General features: G+C 40.1%; 22 protein-coding genes, 1 tRNA gene and 1 riboswitch. Of the genes, 5 read left to right on the plus strand and 18 right to left on the minus strand.

The annotated features are described in order from the left end of the window. The 13 genes from HMPREF9965_RS12815 to HMPREF9965_RS08210 form a co-directional block, all read right to left on the minus strand. A complete protein-coding gene (locus HMPREF9965_RS12815) occupies positions 1–669 on the minus strand; it encodes an AAA family ATPase (protein WP_080566882.1) in 669 nt (222 codons plus the stop codon). Beyond that, positions 666–1,709 carry a hypothetical protein gene (locus HMPREF9965_RS08155; protein WP_004243668.1) on the minus strand — a complete coding sequence of 348 codons (1,044 nt, stop codon included), beginning with the start codon at positions 1,707–1,709 and terminating at the stop codon, positions 666–668. The genes HMPREF9965_RS12815 and HMPREF9965_RS08155 overlap by 4 nt, the downstream gene beginning before the upstream one ends. 50 nt (positions 1,710–1,759) lie before the next feature. Next, positions 1,760–1,996 (minus strand): hypothetical protein, encoded by a 237-nt coding sequence (locus HMPREF9965_RS08160; RefSeq protein WP_004243681.1) that lies wholly within the window; start codon positions 1,994–1,996, stop codon positions 1,760–1,762. Positions 1,997–2,124: 128 nt separating this feature from the next. After that, the gene (gene rlmD / locus HMPREF9965_RS08165) at positions 2,125–3,492 is read right to left on the minus strand and encodes a 23S rRNA (uracil(1939)-C(5))-methyltransferase RlmD (RefSeq protein ID WP_000914608.1); all 1,368 of its coding nucleotides are present in this window, start codon (positions 3,490–3,492) and stop codon (positions 2,125–2,127) included. Between the two features lie 74 nt (positions 3,493–3,566). Then, a complete protein-coding gene (locus HMPREF9965_RS08170) occupies positions 3,567–4,541 on the minus strand; it encodes a DUF1002 domain-containing protein (protein ID WP_001227385.1) in 975 nt (324 codons plus the stop codon). An 86-nt stretch (positions 4,542–4,627) separates the two neighbouring features. Continuing rightward, positions 4,628–5,230: a lysozyme family protein gene (locus HMPREF9965_RS08175; RefSeq protein WP_025170847.1), complete on the minus strand. Its 603-nt coding sequence runs from the start codon at positions 5,228–5,230 to the stop codon at positions 4,628–4,630. Beyond that, entirely contained in the window at positions 5,230–6,204 is a 975-nt protein-coding gene (locus tag HMPREF9965_RS08180) for a nucleoid-associated protein (protein ID WP_000356114.1), read from the minus strand. Before HMPREF9965_RS08180 ends, HMPREF9965_RS08175 begins: the two co-directional genes overlap by 1 nt. A gap of 7 nt (positions 6,205–6,211) precedes the next feature. Continuing rightward, positions 6,212–7,468: a serine hydroxymethyltransferase gene (gene glyA / locus HMPREF9965_RS08185; RefSeq protein ID WP_000575511.1), complete on the minus strand. Its 1,257-nt coding sequence runs from the start codon at positions 7,466–7,468 to the stop codon at positions 6,212–6,214. A 61-nt stretch (positions 7,469–7,529) separates the two neighbouring features. After that, positions 7,530–7,961, minus strand: a complete 432-nt coding sequence (locus HMPREF9965_RS08190) for a GNAT family N-acetyltransferase (RefSeq protein ID WP_000942942.1) — start codon at positions 7,959–7,961, stop codon at positions 7,530–7,532. Between the two features lies 1 nt (position 7,962). Then, positions 7,963–8,562 carry an L-threonylcarbamoyladenylate synthase gene (locus tag HMPREF9965_RS08195; RefSeq protein ID WP_025170848.1) on the minus strand — a complete coding sequence of 200 codons (600 nt, stop codon included), beginning with the start codon at positions 8,560–8,562 and terminating at the stop codon, positions 7,963–7,965. Beyond that, the gene (prmC, locus tag HMPREF9965_RS08200) at positions 8,549–9,385 is read right to left on the minus strand and encodes a peptide chain release factor N(5)-glutamine methyltransferase (RefSeq protein WP_000761883.1); all 837 of its coding nucleotides are present in this window, start codon (positions 9,383–9,385) and stop codon (positions 8,549–8,551) included. The genes HMPREF9965_RS08195 and prmC overlap by 14 nt, the downstream gene beginning before the upstream one ends. After that, positions 9,385–10,464 carry a peptide chain release factor 1 gene (gene prfA / locus HMPREF9965_RS08205; RefSeq protein ID WP_001028811.1) on the minus strand — a complete coding sequence of 360 codons (1,080 nt, stop codon included), beginning with the start codon at positions 10,462–10,464 and terminating at the stop codon, positions 9,385–9,387. Before prfA ends, prmC begins: the two co-directional genes overlap by 1 nt. After that, the gene (locus tag HMPREF9965_RS08210) at positions 10,461–11,051 is read right to left on the minus strand and encodes a thymidine kinase (RefSeq protein ID WP_000068135.1); all 591 of its coding nucleotides are present in this window, start codon (positions 11,049–11,051) and stop codon (positions 10,461–10,463) included. The genes prfA and HMPREF9965_RS08210 overlap by 4 nt, the downstream gene beginning before the upstream one ends. Positions 11,052–11,173: 122 nt before the next feature. On the opposite strand from HMPREF9965_RS08210, the gene HMPREF9965_RS08215 reads away from it, so the two are divergent. Both HMPREF9965_RS08215 and mnmE read left to right on the plus strand, forming a co-directional pair. Continuing rightward, positions 11,174–11,356, plus strand: a complete 183-nt coding sequence (locus tag HMPREF9965_RS08215; RefSeq protein WP_001117401.1) for a 4-oxalocrotonate tautomerase — start codon at positions 11,174–11,176, stop codon at positions 11,354–11,356. Between the two features lie 134 nt (positions 11,357–11,490). Further along, the gene (mnmE, locus tag HMPREF9965_RS08220; protein ID WP_000632739.1) at positions 11,491–12,864 is read left to right on the plus strand and encodes a tRNA uridine-5-carboxymethylaminomethyl(34) synthesis GTPase MnmE; all 1,374 of its coding nucleotides are present in this window, start codon (positions 11,491–11,493) and stop codon (positions 12,862–12,864) included. A gap of 42 nt (positions 12,865–12,906) precedes the next feature. Here the strand turns inward: mnmE and dapA are convergent, their stop codons facing one another. The 4 genes from dapA to HMPREF9965_RS08240 all read right to left on the minus strand — a co-directional run bounded on the left by dapA (position 12,907) and on the right by HMPREF9965_RS08240 (position 16,016). Further along, positions 12,907–13,842, minus strand: a complete 936-nt coding sequence (gene dapA / locus HMPREF9965_RS08225; RefSeq protein WP_000121613.1) for a 4-hydroxy-tetrahydrodipicolinate synthase — start codon at positions 13,840–13,842, stop codon at positions 12,907–12,909. 51 nt (positions 13,843–13,893) lie between these two features. Further along, positions 13,894–14,970: an aspartate-semialdehyde dehydrogenase gene (locus tag HMPREF9965_RS08230; RefSeq protein ID WP_000542495.1), complete on the minus strand. Its 1,077-nt coding sequence runs from the start codon at positions 14,968–14,970 to the stop codon at positions 13,894–13,896. Between the two features lie 358 nt (positions 14,971–15,328). Then, positions 15,329–15,401: transfer RNA gene (locus HMPREF9965_RS08235), tRNA-Thr, on the minus strand. 105 nt (positions 15,402–15,506) lie between these two features. Then, the gene (locus HMPREF9965_RS08240) at positions 15,507–16,016 is read right to left on the minus strand and encodes a QueT transporter family protein (RefSeq protein ID WP_000793850.1); all 510 of its coding nucleotides are present in this window, start codon (positions 16,014–16,016) and stop codon (positions 15,507–15,509) included. After that, positions 16,014–16,110: riboswitch (PreQ1 riboswitch) on the minus strand. It overlaps the preceding gene by 3 nt. Positions 16,111–16,138: 28 nt before the next feature. Here HMPREF9965_RS08240 and HMPREF9965_RS08245 point away from each other — a divergent pair. Both HMPREF9965_RS08245 and mscL read left to right on the plus strand, forming a co-directional pair. Beyond that, positions 16,139–16,573: a GtrA family protein gene (locus HMPREF9965_RS08245; RefSeq protein ID WP_004243663.1), complete on the plus strand. Its 435-nt coding sequence runs from the start codon at positions 16,139–16,141 to the stop codon at positions 16,571–16,573. Positions 16,574–16,654: 81 nt separating this feature from the next. Then, entirely contained in the window at positions 16,655–17,032 is a 378-nt protein-coding gene (mscL, locus tag HMPREF9965_RS08250) for a large conductance mechanosensitive channel protein MscL (RefSeq protein WP_000910198.1), read from the plus strand. 41 nt (positions 17,033–17,073) lie between these two features. Here the strand turns inward: mscL and hemH are convergent, their stop codons facing one another. Continuing rightward, complete coding sequence (gene hemH / locus HMPREF9965_RS08255) at positions 17,074–18,168, minus strand: ferrochelatase (protein WP_000709228.1); 1,095 nt, start codon at positions 18,166–18,168, stop codon at positions 17,074–17,076. A gap of 145 nt (positions 18,169–18,313) precedes the next feature. On the opposite strand from hemH, the gene pepT reads away from it, so the two are divergent. Then, positions 18,314–19,537: a peptidase T gene (gene pepT, locus HMPREF9965_RS08260; RefSeq protein WP_000222025.1), complete on the plus strand. Its 1,224-nt coding sequence runs from the start codon at positions 18,314–18,316 to the stop codon at positions 19,535–19,537. Positions 19,538–19,548 lie beyond the last annotated feature (11 nt).

The raw sequence follows: 19,548 nt of genomic DNA on the forward strand, positions 1-19,548 counted from the left end.
TTAAATACCAAACTCATTTTGAGCTTTCTTCACATAATCATTTACTTCACTTTCATCTGCTACTTGTCGTATGTATTCCTGTAGCGTACCAAGAATGAAATTTTCAAAAACGATATTCTTAGCAGTTTTTGTTATCCTTTTCTGATTTGATACATTTAATATTTTTAAGAAAAATGCATGCCCTATCTCATAACTTCTGCCTAAGCCCAGTCCTTTGTTACATATATAGTCATTTAACTTTTTGCACGACTCGATATAATCAGAAACAGTCTCTTCATTAAATCCTTTCTCAATCAATAAATCTTCGATGATTTCATAATTGCAGAACATAGGAACCCATTTAAATCTTCTTCTTAACGCGAGATCAAACGGATCAATACTTCTATCAACATCATTCATTATTCCAACAAAATGAATATTAAACGGAATTCCAAAGAACGCTCTATCATTAATTTTTTTATAAATAAGCTCATCATTATTATCGACTGTTTCTATCACTCTTGATAAAGCGGTAGAAACTAAATTAGAAGATGGCTTTGTATATTCTCCAGAAAAATCATAATCTCTATTTTCAAGTAAAGTAAATGTTTCTCCGAAGATATTAGACAGATTGCCTCGATTTATTTCATCAACAACATAAAAATATTGTGGCCAGTTTTCGAAAGTTATGCTTTTTTCAGCATCTGTTTTATGCTCCTCATAATGCTCCGAATAATACTTTTCATTTTCTTTTTTACTCTAATACAAAAGTCTTTAAAAGTACCGTTAATTACCTTTAGATCTAAACTTCCTCCAACAATACCTACCGGTTTAATTCCTTCTATAAAATCTTGGTACGTATACGATGGATGAAACTGAGTAAATAAAGCATCTTTATATAATGTACTGTTTATTGACTGAAGCTTTTCAATTCCATTTGATACGCTATACGTCTTCCCTGTACCTGGAGCACCATGAAATATTATGTTGTTTACATTAATATCAGAAAGTTCTTTCACATTATATGAGGTGTCTGTGAGGAACCATAAAAATTCGGTCAGCTTTATATGAGCCAATAAATCTGATGACTCTCCAATTTCAGCCCATATCTTCGCTCGAGAATATATATGGTTATTTAGCTGAAGCTTTGTCTCGCATTCATTTGTATCAACATCAAGAATTTCTGCAATACTATATAGGCTTTCATCTCTATAAATCCATGTTAACTCATATTTATAGTTTGTGGTTTCTAGCATTGACATTAATACTGAGATTTTTCTAAGTAGCTGTTTCCCAGAAAACTTTTGATATTCATCGCTCTTTTCAATCTCATATATTTCTTCAAGAGAAACCGCATGTATCAGCTTCATTATTAACTTAGATATATTTGAGTTATAATCATTTTCTATCTTACTAATATCATCAAAAAACTTGTCCTTTTTCTGATAACCATCGTAAAATTGACCTTTTGAATGCTTATAAATCATATAACCATTTGAAGATAGCCCTGGTCTAGCATGTCCGAATAGTTTTTCTTGATGTTCCAAATAGCTAGGCAGATATGTTTTATCATTTTCATCTTGTTTGATCCATTTATCTATAGGAAATTCTTCGATATCTCCGAGCTCATCAACATATTTTTTCCAGTAAGTTAAATTCTTTTGATAATTCCCTATTTGAAATTGACCATCAAATTTATCATATAATTCTTTAAATATTTCTTGTTTCATAAAATTCTATTTCCTTTCCTTAGAATGTCAATCTCATCTGCCAGTGCTCCCTAATCCTTCTTTGCGCGTGCTAAGATAAACAGTTCTTTTTGTTTCTCCTTCATAAGCATATTGATGCGCTCCATTCCCTCTGAACTATCTTCTGCAAGCACCCTTTCTATATTTTTTGTCAGTGTTTGAAGAACTGAATCAGAACAGTGTACCAACTGATTGATTACTTTCAAGGTTGCTTCCTGAAGTTCTGATTCTGTTACTGTTGGAGCATCACATGCAATTGGACCATCCAATAGAATCAACTCCCAGTTATTAACCAGTTCTTACAGTGACGATAAAACGGCTAAAATAAGGCTTTGTGGCAGCATCTATATCATTTAACGATTATTCACGATAAGACCTGATATATTCAGCGGTTTATTCACTTGCCCGGGTTCGCTTTTGACATCAAAACTACTGCCTCGACATGATGCGTTTGAGGAAATAGATCCACCGGCTGGACTTTCTTCAATTCATATCCCAATTCTTGGTAGAGTTTGATATCACGTGCCATGGTTGCGACATTGCAGGAAATATAGGCAATGCGGTCTGCTCCTGTTTGAGCGCTTGCTTTGATAAAGCTTTCGGTTAAGCCCTTGCGTGGTGGATCAACCAATATAACGGTTGGGTGAATACCTTCCTTGAGCCAATTCTTCATGGCATTTTCAGCCGTGTCACAAACATAGTGGGCATTGGTGATATTGTTTAATACAGCATTCTTTTTGCTATTCTCAACCGCTTCAGGAATCACTTCAACACCATAGACTTCCTTAACGTGCTCGGCGACTAATAATCCAATCGTTCCAATCCCTGAATAGGCATCGATAACCACATCATCTTTTCTTAACTCCGCAAAGTCAATGGCTGTTTGATAAAGTTTCTCAGCCATTTGAGTATTGACCTGGTAGAAGGATGGGCCAGCGATTTGGAAATCATTTCCCAACATCTGGTCCGTAATATAGTCTTGACCATAAAGAGTCTTCCATTCTTTACCAAAAATCGCATTGGTATTCTGGTCATTGATATTCTGCATGACAGACACAATCTCTGGGAACTGCTTGATAACTTGTTCAATCAACTGCTCCACTCGGAAAACTTTAGGACGTGTAGTCACTAAGATAACCATGATTTGTCCTGTATAGTGACCACGACGCACAACGAGATTGCGAATCAAGCCAGACTGTTCCTTTTCATCATAAGGTTTCAAATCATAACGACGTAGCAGGTCTCGAAGAGCTACTACGACTTGGTCAATGACAGGATCCTGGATAAAGAAATCTTCGAGAGGCATGAGATCATGCGAATTCTTACGGAAAAATCCTGTTTCCAAGACACCATTCACTCGACGAACGGGCACCTGCGCCTTATTGCGATACTTGACTGGATGTTTCATACCAAGCGTTTCAGCAACCTCTACATCACTAATGCCAGCAATTTTGTAGAGACTATCCTTAACTTGCTTGGTTTTAAACATGAGCTGCTCTGGATAGGCAAGATGCCCCAAGTCAGCTATACCTGAACGTAGATAAGCCAAATCTAGGTCTTGGTTACGATGAGGTGACTGAACAAGGTATTCTTCAACCTTCCCAAAGCCAATCTTTTTATTGACTTTAAGGACACGCATGAGAATTTTCTCAGTTGGTAGAGCATTTTCTACAAAGAAAACCAAACCATCTACCTTAGCAACCCCAGCCCCTTCATGGGTCAAATCGACAATTTCAACTTCTACAATATCATTTTTCTTTAACATATTTTTCACTTTCTATCGGCCGACAAAAAAAGACGGCAACATTTCTGTTACCATCTATTATATCATGAAATGACCTAAGCACCAAAACTCTTGAAGAAGTTGACAATGGCTTGCCAAAGGGAGCTAAAGAAGTTGCCCCCGTCTTCTAGCGCTTTATTGGCATCAAAGTTGAGGTTGATATTTTTAAAACTATCTCCAGCTTGGGATACAATGCTTTCCTTGAGGTCATTTAGGGTTTTAGTAAAATCAGCATTGTTCAAAATGTCACTCTTTGAGAGATTGAGGGCAAAATTGATGATGATATTGACCTGGTTTCCTGTTATAACCTGATCGAGTTTATAGTTTTTTAGGGTGTCTTCAACGATTTTGCGGACATCTTCCTCTGTTAGATTTCCTTTGGCTTCTTTTGCTTTTGCGATTCCTGCCTTGATATCTGCCAAAGCGACATTGAGTTTATTGGCATCGTAACCTGACTTATCCTTGTTTTCAGCATTGATATCCGACAGGGCTTTTAGTTCTTCTTGGGCTAGGTCTTTATTGGCTTGCGGTACTTTAGCACCATTGGCCTCTAACGAGTAATAAATCCCTGCTAGGGCACTCTCACCTGTAACTGGAATGGGTGCTGCAACTGTGATTTTGGCATGCTCAACTCCCAGCGTCACTGCTGCGTTACGGTACATATCCTGCGTCACCTTGGTGATGTTTTCAGGCGTTTCAATCTTGACCTCTAGAGGTGACTTGTCACCTAGCTTTTGAATCTTAGCTGACGAATAGAGCTGTAGACTAGCATCATTAGCCACATTTATAATTTTCGAATAGATATCAGGTGTCATGGTTTTGATATCTTTGGTGTCTTTCGATGCGTCATAGCCAAGTTTGCTAAGAGTTTGATTTTTTTGGTCTTCAGTTAGTGAAGAACCAAGCACATATTCAGGTTGTACATAGGTTTCATCGATTACTTTTTGAACGTCTGTTGCTGCGTGGACACTCGTCATAGCTGTTGCTGCCCACAAAATTGCAACGCTTGTTAGAAAGAATTTCTTTCTCATAGGGTATTCCCTCCTTTACCTTTCTAGGGTAATAAAACAATCTTAAAGAAAACTTATAGCAAAAAACACCTGGTAAAACCAGATGTTTAAAAGAAATTAAAGAATTTCATGATATAGAGATTAAAGCGAACCTGTCTTGAGTAGTAATAATTTCCACCATTTTCATAAAGTTCTGCTCCGTGAAAGATAGAAATCGGGTTGATATAGGTGTAGGTCTTCCCAGTGGTATTTCCAAGAATGGGAGCGACGGTTTCACGAGAATATTGTTTGGCCAAGGCGAGAGTGTTTTCCTTGCCATTTTGAGCGATAAAATCGATATAAGCAGGACCAAAATTATAGGCTTGCACAGCTGTCCAGACATCAACGCCCTTTTCCTGAGCTAGGTAGAGATTATCAGTCAATGCCTGAATCCCCTGACGAATGCTCGTCACATTGTCATTGATAGTATTTGTAGTACCGCTAGCAGACTCACTAGATTGCATGACATCGCCTTCTTTTCCTTTCGTTTCGGTATAAATCATGGCGAGCACAAGCTCTTCATTGGCTGGAGTATCTCTTTCACTGAGGACTTCTCGAACCATGGGTTTGTAGGTCATGACTTGCTTCACATCTTGATGGATATGATAGACTTTATAGACAGCGAAAAGGAAGACTGCTAGCATTAGCACTCTTCGTAGTAATTTAAACATTATTTACTTTGAATATCCTCAATATTTTTGATTAAGATAGAGTAGGTTCCATTGTCATTTTGGATAAACTCAACAGACTCTGCGTCTTGGTAAACATTATTTGGAACGATGAGTTCGATTCCGTTTGATAAGGAGAGTTTTTGATTTTCAAATTTCTTGAGTTGACGACTGGCATCAATTTCATCGAACTGGACTGGTTCTGGTACAGCTTCCTTGACTTGGTCGATAAAACTTAAGCGAGCTGTCAGGTTGTTATCAAAAAGGTCATTAGCCAATTTTTCAGGTGACAATTCATTGCTTTCTTCAAGATTGTTGAAAATAGCAGATTTGACCTTGGATTGAAACTGAAAATCATCTGCGTTAAAGGACTCAGCAATTCTCTGAGCTGTTTTTTCCAATTCCTTGATGGATTTCTTGGGAGAAATCTTAGGAGCGACAGCAAGAAGATTTTCTGAAAAATAATTCAAAAAAGTTCCATTGTACTTGATTCGTTTCTCGATGAGGTGGTACTTGCGACTCTGTAGATTAACCACCAAAGCCTCATCAGCCCCCGTTCCAAATCCAGGCAGATTATTCTGAGTCAGCTTGATTGGATTATCAACTTCTCCCCCAAGGTGGGTCAAGGTTTCCCTCAAGGCAATTCGTAAGAAAGCGAAATGCTCTACACCTTCTTTAGAAAACTGAACAAAAACCAAGTCATTGGTCTTGAGATTTTCAGAAATGCTAAATTCCTCTTTCCAGAGATTAGCCAGTGTTACTGACGTCTCCAACAAATCATCTGTGATGTGATTGAAGAAGGGATTTTCTTCTTCGAAAATCCCAGTCTTGGCTTCATCTGAATACACACGTTCGATTTTTTTGCGTAGGTATTCCTCGATTTTTGGAGTGATATTGAGAAACTTATCCGCTAGAAACAACTCGGTATCATCTGGGCTGAACTGATGGATAATAGCTTTCTTAATATAAATGTCCATAAAAGTATTAGCCCTCGTATAGCGGGAAGGCATCTGTCAATGCTTTGACTTCACTTCTCACTTCTTCTAAAACATCCTCATTTTCTGCATTCTTAAGGGTTTTAATGATGAGTTCAGCCACTTTGCGACTTTCTTCTTCACCAAATCCACGTGCAGTGATGGCTGCAGATCCGATACGAATCCCACTTGTCTTGAATGGTGACAAGGTTTCGTATGGAATTGAGTTTTTATTTAGGGTAATATTAACTTCATCCAGCAAGTTTTGAGCAACTTTTCCGTTTTCTACAACCTTAGTAACATCAACAAGGAAGAGGTGATTTTCAGTCCCTCCAGAAATGATACGGAAATCAGGGTCTTGCAAGAAGACTTCAACCATAGCCTTGCTGTTTTTGATGACATTAGCAGCATATTCCTTGAAGGCTGGGTCCAAGACTTCTTTGAAGGAAACAGCTTTAGCAGCGACAACATGTTCCAAAGGACCACCCTGAATACCTGGGAAAATAGCTGAATTGATCTTCTTAGCAAGTTCCTCATCATTGGTCAAAATCAAACCACCACGTGGTCCACGAAGGGTTTTGTGGGTCGTTGTTGTGGTGATATGAGCATATGGCACTGGGCTCGGGTGAAGACCAGCTGCCACCAAACCAGCGATATGGGCCATATCTACCATGAGCTTAGCACCAACAGCATCTGCGATTTCACGGAATTTTGAGAAGTCAATAATTTGAGAATAGGCTGAAGCACCTGCTACGATTAGTTTTGGTTTTACTTCTTGGGCTTGTTTCAAGATAGCGTCAAAGTCCAAAAGTTCCGTTTCAGGATCCACACTATAAGAAACAAAGTTGTATGTTTGACCAGAGAAGCTGACAGAAGCTCCATGGGTCAAGTGGCCACCTGCTGCCAAATCCATCCCCATAACCGTATCACCTGGCTCAATCAAGGCCATGTAAGCCGCACAGTTGGCTTGGCTTCCTGAGTGAGGTTGGACATTGGCAAATTTAGCACCGAAAATTTCTTTCGCGCGTTCAATAGCTAGAGTCTCTACTACGTCTACTACATCAGTTCCACCATAGTAACGGCGTCCTGGGTAACCCTCGGCATATTTGTTGGTCAAGATAGACCCTTGAGCAGCCATTACAGCCTTGGAAACAACGTTTTCCGAAGCAATCAACTCAATGTTGTTTTGTTGGCGTTCTTCTTCTTTGGCAATAGCATTCCAGAGATCAGCATCGTATGCTTTAAAATCATCTTTGTCAAAAATCATAGGTCTTCTCCTTTATAGTGTGACTGGTCCTTTAGTTTGTTTTTACAAGAAAGAAAATAAACTAAAAGATGCGAATAAACCGTTTCTGCACTTTATCACAAGTATAACCAACTTTTTCATAAAATGCATGAGCACCCAGACGATGATCAGCAGAGTTTAAGCGGATAAACCCATAACCCCGTCTTTTTGCTTCTTGATCCAACCCTTGCAGTAAGCTTTTACCGATACCTTGCCCTTGTGCTTGAGGTGAAACCGCTAAGCCTAAGATGTTAAATCCTGCTTTGGAATAGAGGGATTCATAAACCTCAGCGTGGACATATCCAAGTAGGACATGACTTGCTGCATCCTCATAGCCAAGTAGGAAATGATGTGAATCCTGAGATAGTCTAGCTAATTGACTAGCCGTCTCGTCTGGACTAAAAGAATACTCCAAAGCCTCTTGGTTGATCTCACATATAGCTTTCACATCTGTTTCTTGCAAATCTCTTAGCATCTCATTTCTCCTCAAAAGAAATCTCTGGCAACTGTGCAAGAATATCATCTCGCTTAATGGCTCCTTGGCGTAAGATTTTCACCTTGTCTCCAGACAGATCCAAAATGGTCGAATCCTGTCCAGTTAGAAAAGCATCGTCTTCCAGACCCAGAACCTCTTGATCAAAATCTTCAAGGATTTGCTGAAAGGTTACTCCACTTGCCTGACCTGAGATATTAGCAGACGGTCCAATCAAGGGACCTGTCTCTCGAATCAAATCAAGTGTAATGGGGTGATTCGGCATCCGAAACCCAACAGTTACAAGACCAGAATTGACCCAATATGGAACTCTGTCGTTTGCTTCTAGGATAATGGTCAAGGGACCCGGTAAAAAGGTCTCTACAAGTTTTTGTAGATAAGCTGGCTGATTCTTAGAAAAGTACAAGATGTCCTCTAGAGAGGCAACATTGAGATTAAGCGCCTTGTCTCTAGGACGACGTTTGAGCTGGTAAACATGGTCGACTGCTTTTTCGTCTAAGGCCTTAGCAAAGAGGCCGTAAACTGTCTCTGTAGGCAGAACAACAGCTCCTCCCTTTTCCAACTCTTGTCTAATCCTGTCCATCATCAGCTACAACCATCCTATCTTGACCAAATTGGTCCTTGAGTGTCCGTACTCGTTTTTCAGGAAGATGTTTCCTAAAAAGCGCAGGAACACTTTGACCTTGCTTGTATCCAATTTCAAGGTAAATCTTACCACCATCTTTGAGATAGTCTTTTGCATCTTCCACAATTCTGCGGTAAATAGCTAGGCCATCCTCATCTGCAAAGAGAGCTAGATGAGGTTCTGAATGCAAAACATTCAAACCGACTTCTAACTCATCCTCGCGAGCGATATAGGGTGGATTGGATACAATTATATCATATTTTTCAGAAATTTCTGCAAAACAATCCGATTTTTTAAAAAATATCTGGAAATTCTGAACTTTAGCGTTTTCAGTTGCCAAATCTAGTGCATCCTGTGAAATATCAACTGCTGTCACTGACCAGTCTGGACGATTCTTTGCTAAAGCAAGGGCGATGGCACCACTTCCCGTGCCGATATCCAAGACCCTGAGATTTTCTTTAGGATTTTCTGCCAAGATAAGTTCCACTAACTCCTCTGTCTCTGGACGAGGAATCAAAACCCGCTCATCTACTTTTAACTGCATTCCAAAAAATTCAGCATGACCAATGATATACTGAGCTGGTTTGTGAGCTGCTAACTGCTGGAAAATTTCTTTTACAAATTGTCTTTCTTTCTCTGTTACCTCTTGCTGAAGGGCAAAGACAAAGTCTGTAAAAGAGAGATTTTTTACGCTACGATAGACAAAAGAGAGGCTTTCTGCTTCCTCTCCTTGTCTTATCAACTCTTCTTCAAAATCTGAAAATAATTGAGCTAATTTCATTATTTGTTTAATTCTTCTAATTTTTGTGTTTGGTCATAGAGCACTAAGGCATCTACAACTTCATCCAATTTACCAGATAAAATCGTATCTAGTTTTTGAAGAGTCAAGCCAATACGGTGGTCTGTAACACGGTTTTGTGGGAAATTATAAGTACGGATGCGTTCTGAACGGTCACCAGTACCAATAGTCGACTTACGCTCAGCGTCTTGTTCATCTTGAGCAATCTGAGCAAAATGGTCAGCAACACGCGCACGGATGATTTTCATGGCCTTCTCACGATTCTTCTGCTGGGTACGTTCTTCCTGCATCTCAACCTTGATATTGGTTGGCAAGTGAACGATACGAACGGCAGTTGCAACCTTGTTGACGTTCTGTCCACCAGCACCAGATGCGTGGTAGATGTCAACACGAAGGTCTTTTGGATCAATATCGTATTCTACTTCCTCTACTTCAGGCATGACAAGAACTGTGGCAGTTGAGGTATGAACACGGCCTTGACTTTCTGTCACAGGGACACGTTGCACACGGTGGGCACCAGACTCATATTTGAGTTTAGAGTATACAGACTGACCAGAAACCATAGCAACTACTTCTTTGAAACCACCGACACCGTTCATAGAAGCTTCCATGACTTCAAAGCGCCAGCCTTGGGCTTCCGCATACTTTTGGTACATAGTTAGAAGGTCTCCGGCGAAAAGTGCCGCTTCGTCTCCACCAGCTGCCCCACGGATTTCAAGGATGATGTTCTTATCATCGTTTGGATCTTTTGGAAGGAGCAAAATTTTCAGTTTTTCTTCATACTCTTCTTTTTCAGACTTGGCATCTTTGAGTTCTTGCTTGGCCATTTCTTCCAAGTCCGCATCTCCGCCAGACTCTTTAATCATTTCCTCAGCATCAATGATATTCTGAAGGACCTGTTTGTATTCACGGTAGGCTGTTACCGTGTCACGAGTAGAAGCCTCTTCTTTTGAAAGCTCCATGAAACGTTTCGTGTCTGATACTACATCAGGGTCACTCAGCAATTCTCCTAGTTCTTCATATCGGTCTTCTACAGCTTGTAGTTGATCATAGATGTTCATTTTTCTTCATTCTCCTTATTGATTTCAGGCGCAAAATAATGTTTACGGCAAACCGAGATATAGGTTTCATTTCCACCGATTTGGATCTGCTCACCATCATAAACGGGCAGTCCATCCTGAGTTCGTAATACCATGGTCGCCTTTTTCTTGCAATATTGACAAATGGTCTTGATTTCGTCAATCTTGTCTGCTAAAAGCAAGAGATATTTGGAACCTTCGAACAATTCATTCCGAAAGTCATTTTTCAAACCAAAAGCCATGACAGGTATGTCTAACTCATCAACAACACGAGCTAGGTCGTAAACATGGTGACGCTTGAGAAATTGAGCCTCATCGACTAAGACACAGTAGGGTTTGACCTCTAAATCCCGAATCAAACCGAAGATGTCTGAATCATCTTCAATCGCAAGAGCTGGTCGCTTCATGCCAATCCGACTAGATACATAGCCAACACCGTCACGCGTATCCAGAGCCGAAGTCATAATCACAACTCCCTTTCCTTGCTCCTCATAGTTATAGGCTACCTTAAGAATCTCAATCGTTTTACCTGAGTTCATGGTCCCATAACGATAATACAACTGTGCCATGCTTCTATTTCACGTCCATTTCTAAATTTTTGCTACATTCTAGTATATCATAATTTTCTGAAGCTTTAAACGGCAAAATGTGGTAAAATAGAAGAAATCAAAAACTAGTGGAGGAAGCTATTATGCCATTTGTACGCATCGATTTATTTGAAGGACGCACGCTCGAGCAAAAGAAAGCTCTTGCTAAGGAAGTAACGGAAGCTGTTGTCCGCAACACTGGAGCCCCTCAATCTGCCGTCCATGTCATCATCAATGACATGCCTGAAGGAACCTACTTTCCTCAAGGTGAAATGCGCACCAAATAATCCAGCTTAAGCAGAATTGCTTAGGCTTTTTCAATCTCCAAGTAGCTTCCATTGAAGAAATAGCCTAATTTTGTTACAATTTGAAGAGATGCTTGGATACCATATCCTATAAAAGAAATACAAAAGGAATTAGTATGATTACACGTGAATTTGATACCATCGCTGCTATCTCTACTCCACTAGGTGAAGGGGCCATTGGTATTGTCCGCTTGAGCGGAACTGATAGTTTTGCTATTGCGCAAAAGATTTTTAAAGGAAAAGACTTAAGCAAGGTTGCTAGCCATACTCTTAACTATGGTCACATCGTTGACCCTCAAACTGGTAAGATCATGGACGAGGTTATGGTCGGAGCTATGAAGTCTCCAAAGACCTTCACTCGCGAGGACATTATCGAGATTAACACCCACGGTGGGATTGCGGTGACCAATGAGATTCTCCAGCTAGCTATCCGTGAAGGAGCTCGATTGGCAGAACCTGGTGAATTTACCAAGCGTGCCTTTATAAACGGTCGTGTGGACTTGACACAGGCTGAGGCGGTGATGGACATCATCCGTGCCAAGACTGACAAGGCTATGAATATCGCCGTCAAACAATTGGACGGTTCTCTTTCTGATCTCATTAACAATACTCGGCAAGAAATCCTCAATACACTTGCGCAAGTCGAGGTCAATATTGACTATCCTGAGTATGACGATGTTGAGGAAGCCACTACTGCCGTTGTCCGTGAGAAAACTAAGGAATTTGAACAACTCTTGACCAACCTCCTTAGAACAGCTCGACGTGGTAAAATCCTCCGTGAAGGAATTTCAACTGCCATCATCGGCCGCCCCAACGTTGGAAAATCCAGCCTTCTCAACAACCTCTTGCGTGAGGACAAGGCCATCGTAACTGACATCGCTGGTACGACACGTGATGTCATCGAAGAATACGTCAATATCAATGGTGTTCCTCTCAAATTGATTGATACAGCTGGAATTCGTGAAACAGATGATATCGTGGAGCAAATCGGTGTTGAGCGTTCGAAAAAAGCCCTCAAGGAAGCTGACTTGGTTCTACTGGTTCTAAATGCCAGTGAACCACTAACCGCCCAAGACCGCCAACTCCTAGAAATCAGTCAGGATACTAATCGCATTATTCTACTCAATAAAACTGACCTGCCTGAAGCGATTGAAACTTCCGAACTTCCAGAAGATGTCATTCGTATCTCAGTTCTTAAAAATCAAAACATTGATAAGATTGAAGAACGCATTAACAACCTCTTCTTTGAAAATGCAGGCTTGGTCGAGCAAGATGCTACTTACCTGTCAAATGCCCGTCATATTTCCTTGATTGAAAAGGCCGTTGAAAGCCTACAAGCAGTTAATGAAGGTCTTGAACTAGGGATGCCAGTTGATTTGCTTCAAGTTGACTTGACCCGTACTTGGGAAATTCTCGGAGAAATCACTGGAGATGCTGCTCCAGATGAACTCATTACCCAACTCTTTAGCCAATTCTGTTTAGGAAAATAAGAATAATCCATGATCGTTCGGTCATGGATTTTATTGTCTTTATTAGTAATCTGGTCTTAAGACTCCTGTTACGGTTGCCTTAGTCGCTTCATAGTCGCCATCTACGACAACCTTGATAATGCGTTTGGCATCTTCTTCTGGTGCTGGAACTAGAGGTAGACGAGTTGGTCCAGCTTCAAATCCCATGTAGTTCAAAACTGCCTTAACTGGAGCAGGACTTGGATAAGAGAAGAGGGCGTTGACCTTAGGAATGAATTTACGCTGAATAGCTGCAGCCTTCTTCATATCGCTTTCTGCAATTGCAGTGAACATTTCGTGCATTTCATCTCCATTTGTATGAGAAGCAACCGAAATAACCCCATCTGCACCGAGATTCATAGCATGGAAGGCATCGCCATCTTCACCTGTATAAATCAAAAACTCTTCTGGCTTGTGCTCAATCAAGTAAGCCATATTAGCCAGGCTAGTACATTCCTTGACACCGATGATGTTTGGATGATCAGCCAAGCGAAGCATGGTTTCTGGAGTCAATTCGACAACCACACGCCCCGGAATGTTATAGATAATAATAGGTAAATCTGAGGCATCCGCAATCGCCTTAAAGTGCTGATACATCCCTTCCTGAGAAGGTTTATTGTAGTATGGTACGATAGCAAGACCAGCAGCGAAACCACCAAAGTCTGCGACTTCTTTGACAAACTCGATAGAGTCTCGCGTATCATTGGTACCCACACCCGCAATCAAAGGAACTCGTCCATCGACAACCTTTTGTACAGCCGCAAAGAGCTCCAACTCTTCATCGTGAGTCAAGGTCGGACTCTCAGCAGTCGTCCCTGCAAGAAGAATGCCATCTGTATGATGGGCCAATAAATGCTCAATCAAGGCTGGGATAGCATCAAAGTTGATGGAACCATCCTCATGGAAAGGGGTAATGAAGGCCGTGATGATTTTACACTCTTTTAAATCTTGGTAAGACATGTGAAACACCTCTCTATTTCAAAGAAGGAGTTCATTCGAACTCCTAAACCATTATTTCAATTCAAATTTCAACTCAGCTGTTGGACGAACCAATCCGCGTTCGTGAAGCGTTTCTGCAATCTGTACAGAGTTCCAAGCAGCACCTTTGAGGAGGTTATCTGAAACAACCCACATATGAATTCCTTTTTCAGCATCCAAGTCCTTACGGATACGTCCAACAAAGGTATCACGTGAGCCAACAGCGTTGATGGCTTGTGGGTAGACTTGGTTAGCCACATCATCCTCCAGAACTGCACCTGGGAAGGCTGCAATAGCTGCTTTCACTTCCTCAATAGGGGCCACCTCTTTTGTTTCGATGTAAACAGACTCAGAGTGAGCTGACAAGACTGGAATACGCACACATGTTGCAGAAACTGCGATGCTATCATCTTCCATGATCTTCTTGGTTTCCTTGGTCATCTTCATCTCTTCGTATGTGTAATCATTGTCAGTGAAGACATCGATTTGTGGAAGAGCGTTAAAGGCGATAGGATAGTGTTTCTTGTCACCGCCTGAAGGCAAGATTTCCGCATGCAAATCACGTGGATTCACACCGTCATTCAAGACTTCACGAAGTTCACGTTGTGTTTCAAGAATCGCTCCCATACCAGCACCAGAGACTGCTTGGTAAGTTGAAACGATGATACGGTCCAAGCCCCATCTTTGACGGACAGGTTCAAGAGCCACCATCATTTGGATTGTTGAACAGTTAGGACAGGCAATAATCCCGTTGTGGGCATCAAGTGCGTGAGCATTGACTTCTGGAACAACCAAAGGAACATCTGGATTTTGACGGAAATAAGATGTGTTATCAACCACTACCGCTCCAGCTTGAACTGCATATGGTGCATACTTAGCTGATGTCGAACCGCCCGCTGAGAAGAGAGCAATATCAACACCTTCAAAAGCAGTTTCAGTCGTTTCTTCAATCGTAATATCTTGGTCTTTAAATTTCAAAGTCTTACCAGCTGAACGTGCAGAAGCAAGGTAACGAATTTTATCGATTGGAAGTGTTGATTCTTCCAACATTTTTATCATCTGAGCTCCGACAGCACCTGTCGCGCCGACTACAGCAACTGTATATCCCATAAATAACCTCTTTCGGAATTTTCTAAAAATTTCTATAATAGAAGTATTATACTACTTTTTCTAAAAATTGAAAAGCATTTTTGGGTTCTATTTTCTGAAAACTAAAAATCCCTAGTCATTGACCAGGGACTAAGAGGCATCTTCATGTGATGAGCAGGTTCACACAACTCATCAAGGTCCGCTCCTGCGTTATGACCTCCTTATGCTCAATAGTAGTCCGAAGACTACCTATCGACTCATCGCAACTACTATTCTACTAGATAGAGTCACTTTTGTCAACAGACAAAACTCTTTTGGGCTCGTTCTCCTTATTGTATAAGAAAAACCTTGGCTTCCCAAGGTTATTTCGTATCTATCATGCTAATTGCCGGGATTGAACCGGCGACCTCATCCTTACCATGGATGCGCTCTGCCAACTGAGCTAAATCAGCTTACCTAAAAAGTATACTATAGTTCCATGCTCTTGTCAAGCGCTCTCTTTTAATTTTCTAGAATGAAAAAAGCTAGATTTAGCAAGAATCTAGCTTATAAACTTCTTATTTTGTAAGGTCGATTCGCTGTCCCAGTTTTCCGATTAGGATTGCACCAACGATAAGGGATGCAAACTCTCCAATCCCTGTAGAAAACCAAGTGAAGAAGAATGGAGCTTCAGCAACGATATGAAGTTCTGCTGCAATGGTAATCATTGAAATAGAGAATAGGATTGAAAAGAAGAAATGATCTTTTCGAATCAAACCATTGAACAAAAAGTCCTTCTTGTACTTACTAAAGAGCCAGACACCTAAACTTAAAAAGACTAGGGTAGATCCCCCTCCAACAAAGACATCAATCATACCAAAACTAAAGAAATTAGCAATCATACAACCAATCGTCACACCAATGATATATTTAGGATTGTAAAAGGCTAGAAAATTCATCATCTCAGAGATACGGAACTGGTAAGCACCGTAGCTAATAGCATTTAGCGGTGGGGTAATGGTCAAAACCACATAGATAGCAGCAACGATAGCAATATCTGCCATGTCACGAACAGTTAAATTTTTCATGTTTTCTCCTTTGGCGGTTTCCCGCGTGAAATATGCTTGGTGAAAGAAGCTAAGCACCAAGGGTTGATTGAATCAACCTTACTAGTATAGCACAATATATGACTTTATGCTATACTAAAATTATGAAAAATCAAATAAAAGCTTTCTTTGATAACGAGATTCTCTCCTACTTATTTTTCGGTGGTGCTACTACTTTAGTGTCTATCCTATCACGTTTAGCTATCTACCATATCAGTCATCAGGAAATCCTAGCAACTGCACTGGCAAATATTATCGGTATCCTCTTTGCTTTTGTTACAAATGATACCATCGTTTTTAAACAAGAGAGAAAGAATTGGGCAATCCGTCTGGCTAAATTTTTCTTAGCACGTCTGTCTACACTTGGTCTTGACGTTCTTTTAACTTATATCTTCGTTACATCTTATCCTGATATTATCGGGCAATTTGTCAACGATCAACTAGATCAGGTTAATGCCATCGAAACGATAATTGCGCAGGTTTTAATTATCATTCTTAACTATATTTTTAGTAAAGTCTATATTTTTAAAACAAAATAATGGGTTAGTAGAGCATCAGAGTTGCATTATTTCACTATTTGGGATATAATCAATAAGAATTTTTGAAAGGAATTTATGAAAATGTTAAAGGATCTTAAAGCATTTTTGCTTCGTGGTAATGTTGTTGACCTCGCTGTCGGTGTGATCATTGCCTCTGCTTTTGGTGCTATCATTACTTCATTCGTTAACGATATCATCACTCCACTTCTATTGAATCCTGCTTTGAAAGCAGCAAAAATCGAACGTATTGCTGAACTTTCATGGAATGGTGTTGCGTACGGTAACTTCTTGAGTGCTGTTATCAACTTCCTTGTAGTTGGTACTGTTCTTTTCTTCGTTATTAAAGGTATGGAAAAAGCTCAAAGTCTTACTAAGAAAGAAGAGGAAAAAGAAGAAGAGAAAAAACCAACTGAACTTGAAGTCCTTCAAGAAATCAAAGCTCTTCTTGAGAAAAAATAATCGATTAAAAGGATCTAGCACAAAGCTAAATCCTTTTTTCTTTACTCTTTTGGTAACTTGCCTGCTTTCTCAAGCATTTTTTTGATAAGATATGGCATCTTGACATTCTCCCGACCTTTTTTCTCAATCAATTTTTTCACAAATTCAGGCATCTGAAGGTCGTCTGTCTCTTTCATGATGTCCTTGGTAGTTGCTGAAGGCGTTAACTCATCAAAAGTTTCTTCTTCTGGGAGAAATTCCTTAAATTCTTGATGTTCATTAGCTCTAACTGTATTAACCAAGGCATCAATCAAACGAGAATCCGTATTTGGCATTGGTGAACGATGGTAATGCACCCCCAATTCCTGACATAACTCATAACATTCCACATCATTATCAAACAAGACTTCAATGTGCTCACTGATAAAACTAATAGGTACAAAAATATAATGATCTGGATGTTCTGACTGTTCTCTGAGATATTCTAATACATCTGGCTTAATCCATGGAATCCCGATATCACTCTCACTCTGCCAAGTGTTGGTATATTGCTCGGAACTCAAACTCAGTTTTGCAGCAACTAACTTGCTATTTTCAAAAATTTGGTCGATATATGGGTCACCAAAATCCAAAGCAAAAATTGGAACACTATGGGCTGAAAAGATGACTTTAAAGCTATCTTGCTTCACTTCTTCTTTTAAAATCTTAGCAATTTCATCTGCCCAATAGTTTAAGAGCGCTTCTTCTTGATACCAGTCCTTAATAACTAAAAATTGAATTTGCTTGCTTTCTAAAAATTTCTCATAGCCCATAACAGAGTAAAAAGAATAATGGGGCTCCAAAATCAAACAAATACACTGCTCAATTCCGTCTGCTTCCATCTGACCAATCACATCTGGGATAAAGGGTCTAGAAAACTTATTAGCAAAATAAACACTATACTCATTCCCCAGCCTAGCTTCTACCAAGGCAACCTCTTCACGGGTAATTTTTTGCAGAGGAGTGCCACCAATTCGTATATAATTATCATAGAGAGTTTGAATCTCGTGGTCTTGAGGTCTCACTCCACGACGAATATTTGTGAAAAAATCAGCCACACCTTCAAAGGTAATCTCTTCTGGCGAACCAAAAGTCATCATTAAAATTGCTTTTTTCATAACTACTTCCTTGTGATATTTTTATCAAGTTTATTTTATCATGAATTCACTAATAAGTAAACGCTAACATAGCGACATTCACAATCTTTTGTTTTTCTCTTCTTTCTATGATACAATGGAAAAAATAAATTCAAAAGGAGTTTTTATGACTTATCCAAATCTCTTGGACCGTTTCTTAACCTACGTTAAGGTCAACACGCGCTCTGATGAACACTCTACTACTACTCCAAGTACGCAAAGTCAGGTAGATTTTGCGACCAACGTTCTTATTCCTGAAATGAAACGTGTTGGTCTACAAAACGTCTACTACTTACCAAATGGTTTTGCTATCGGAACACTGCCTGCCAATGATCCAAGTTTGACCCGTAAGATTGGCTTTATATCTCACATGGATACTGCTGATTTTAATGCAGATGGAGTGAATCCGCAAGTTATCGAAAACTATGATGGTGGAGTCATCGACTTAGGTACTTCTGGTTTTAAACTAGATCCTGCTGACTTCAAGAGTCTTGAAAAATATCTAGGTCAAACGCTTATCACAACAGATGGCACGACCTTGCTGGGCGCTGATGACAAATCAGGTATTGCTGAGATTATGACCGCTATCGAATACTTGACTGCTCATCCTGAAATCAAGCATTGTGAAATTCGTGTTGGTTTTGGACCAGATGAAGAAATCGGTGTCGGTGCCAATAAATTTGACGCAGCTGATTTTGATGTGGACTTTGCCTATACTGTTGATGGTGGTCCGCTAGGAGAACTTCAGTACGAGACTTTCTCAGCAGCAGCTGCTGAACTCCATTTCCAAGGGCGCAATGTTCATCCTGGTACTGCTAAAGGTCAGATGGTCAATGCCCTTCAGCTAGCGATTGATTTTCATAATCAACTTCCAGAGAATGACCGACCTGAATTGACAGACGGTTATCAAGGTTTCTATCATCTTATGGATGTGTCAGGTAGCGTTGAGGAGGCGCGTGCAAGCTATATCATTCGCGACTTTGAAAAAGATGCCTTTGAAGCTCGTAAGAAAGCCATGCAGGACATTGCTGACAAGATGAATCAAGAGCTTGGGAATGATCGCGTTAGCTTGACTCTGACAGACCAGTACTACAATATGAAGGAAGTCATTGAGAAAGACATGACGCCTGTTACCATTGCTAAGGCTGTTATGGAGGATTTAGGTATCACGCCAATTATCGAACCAATCCGTGGTGGAACAGATGGGTCTAAGATTTCCTTTATGGGTATCCCAACTCCAAATATCTTTGCTGGTGGTGAAAACATGCATGGACGTTTTGAATACGTCAGTCTTCAGACTATGGAGCGTGCGGTGGATACCATCATTGGCATTGTATCTTATAAAGACTAAAAAAGACGAGG

The organism is Streptococcus mitis bv. 2 str. SK95, assembly GCF_000222705.1.
Classification (GTDB): domain Bacteria; phylum Bacillota; class Bacilli; order Lactobacillales; family Streptococcaceae; genus Streptococcus; species Streptococcus mitis_AY.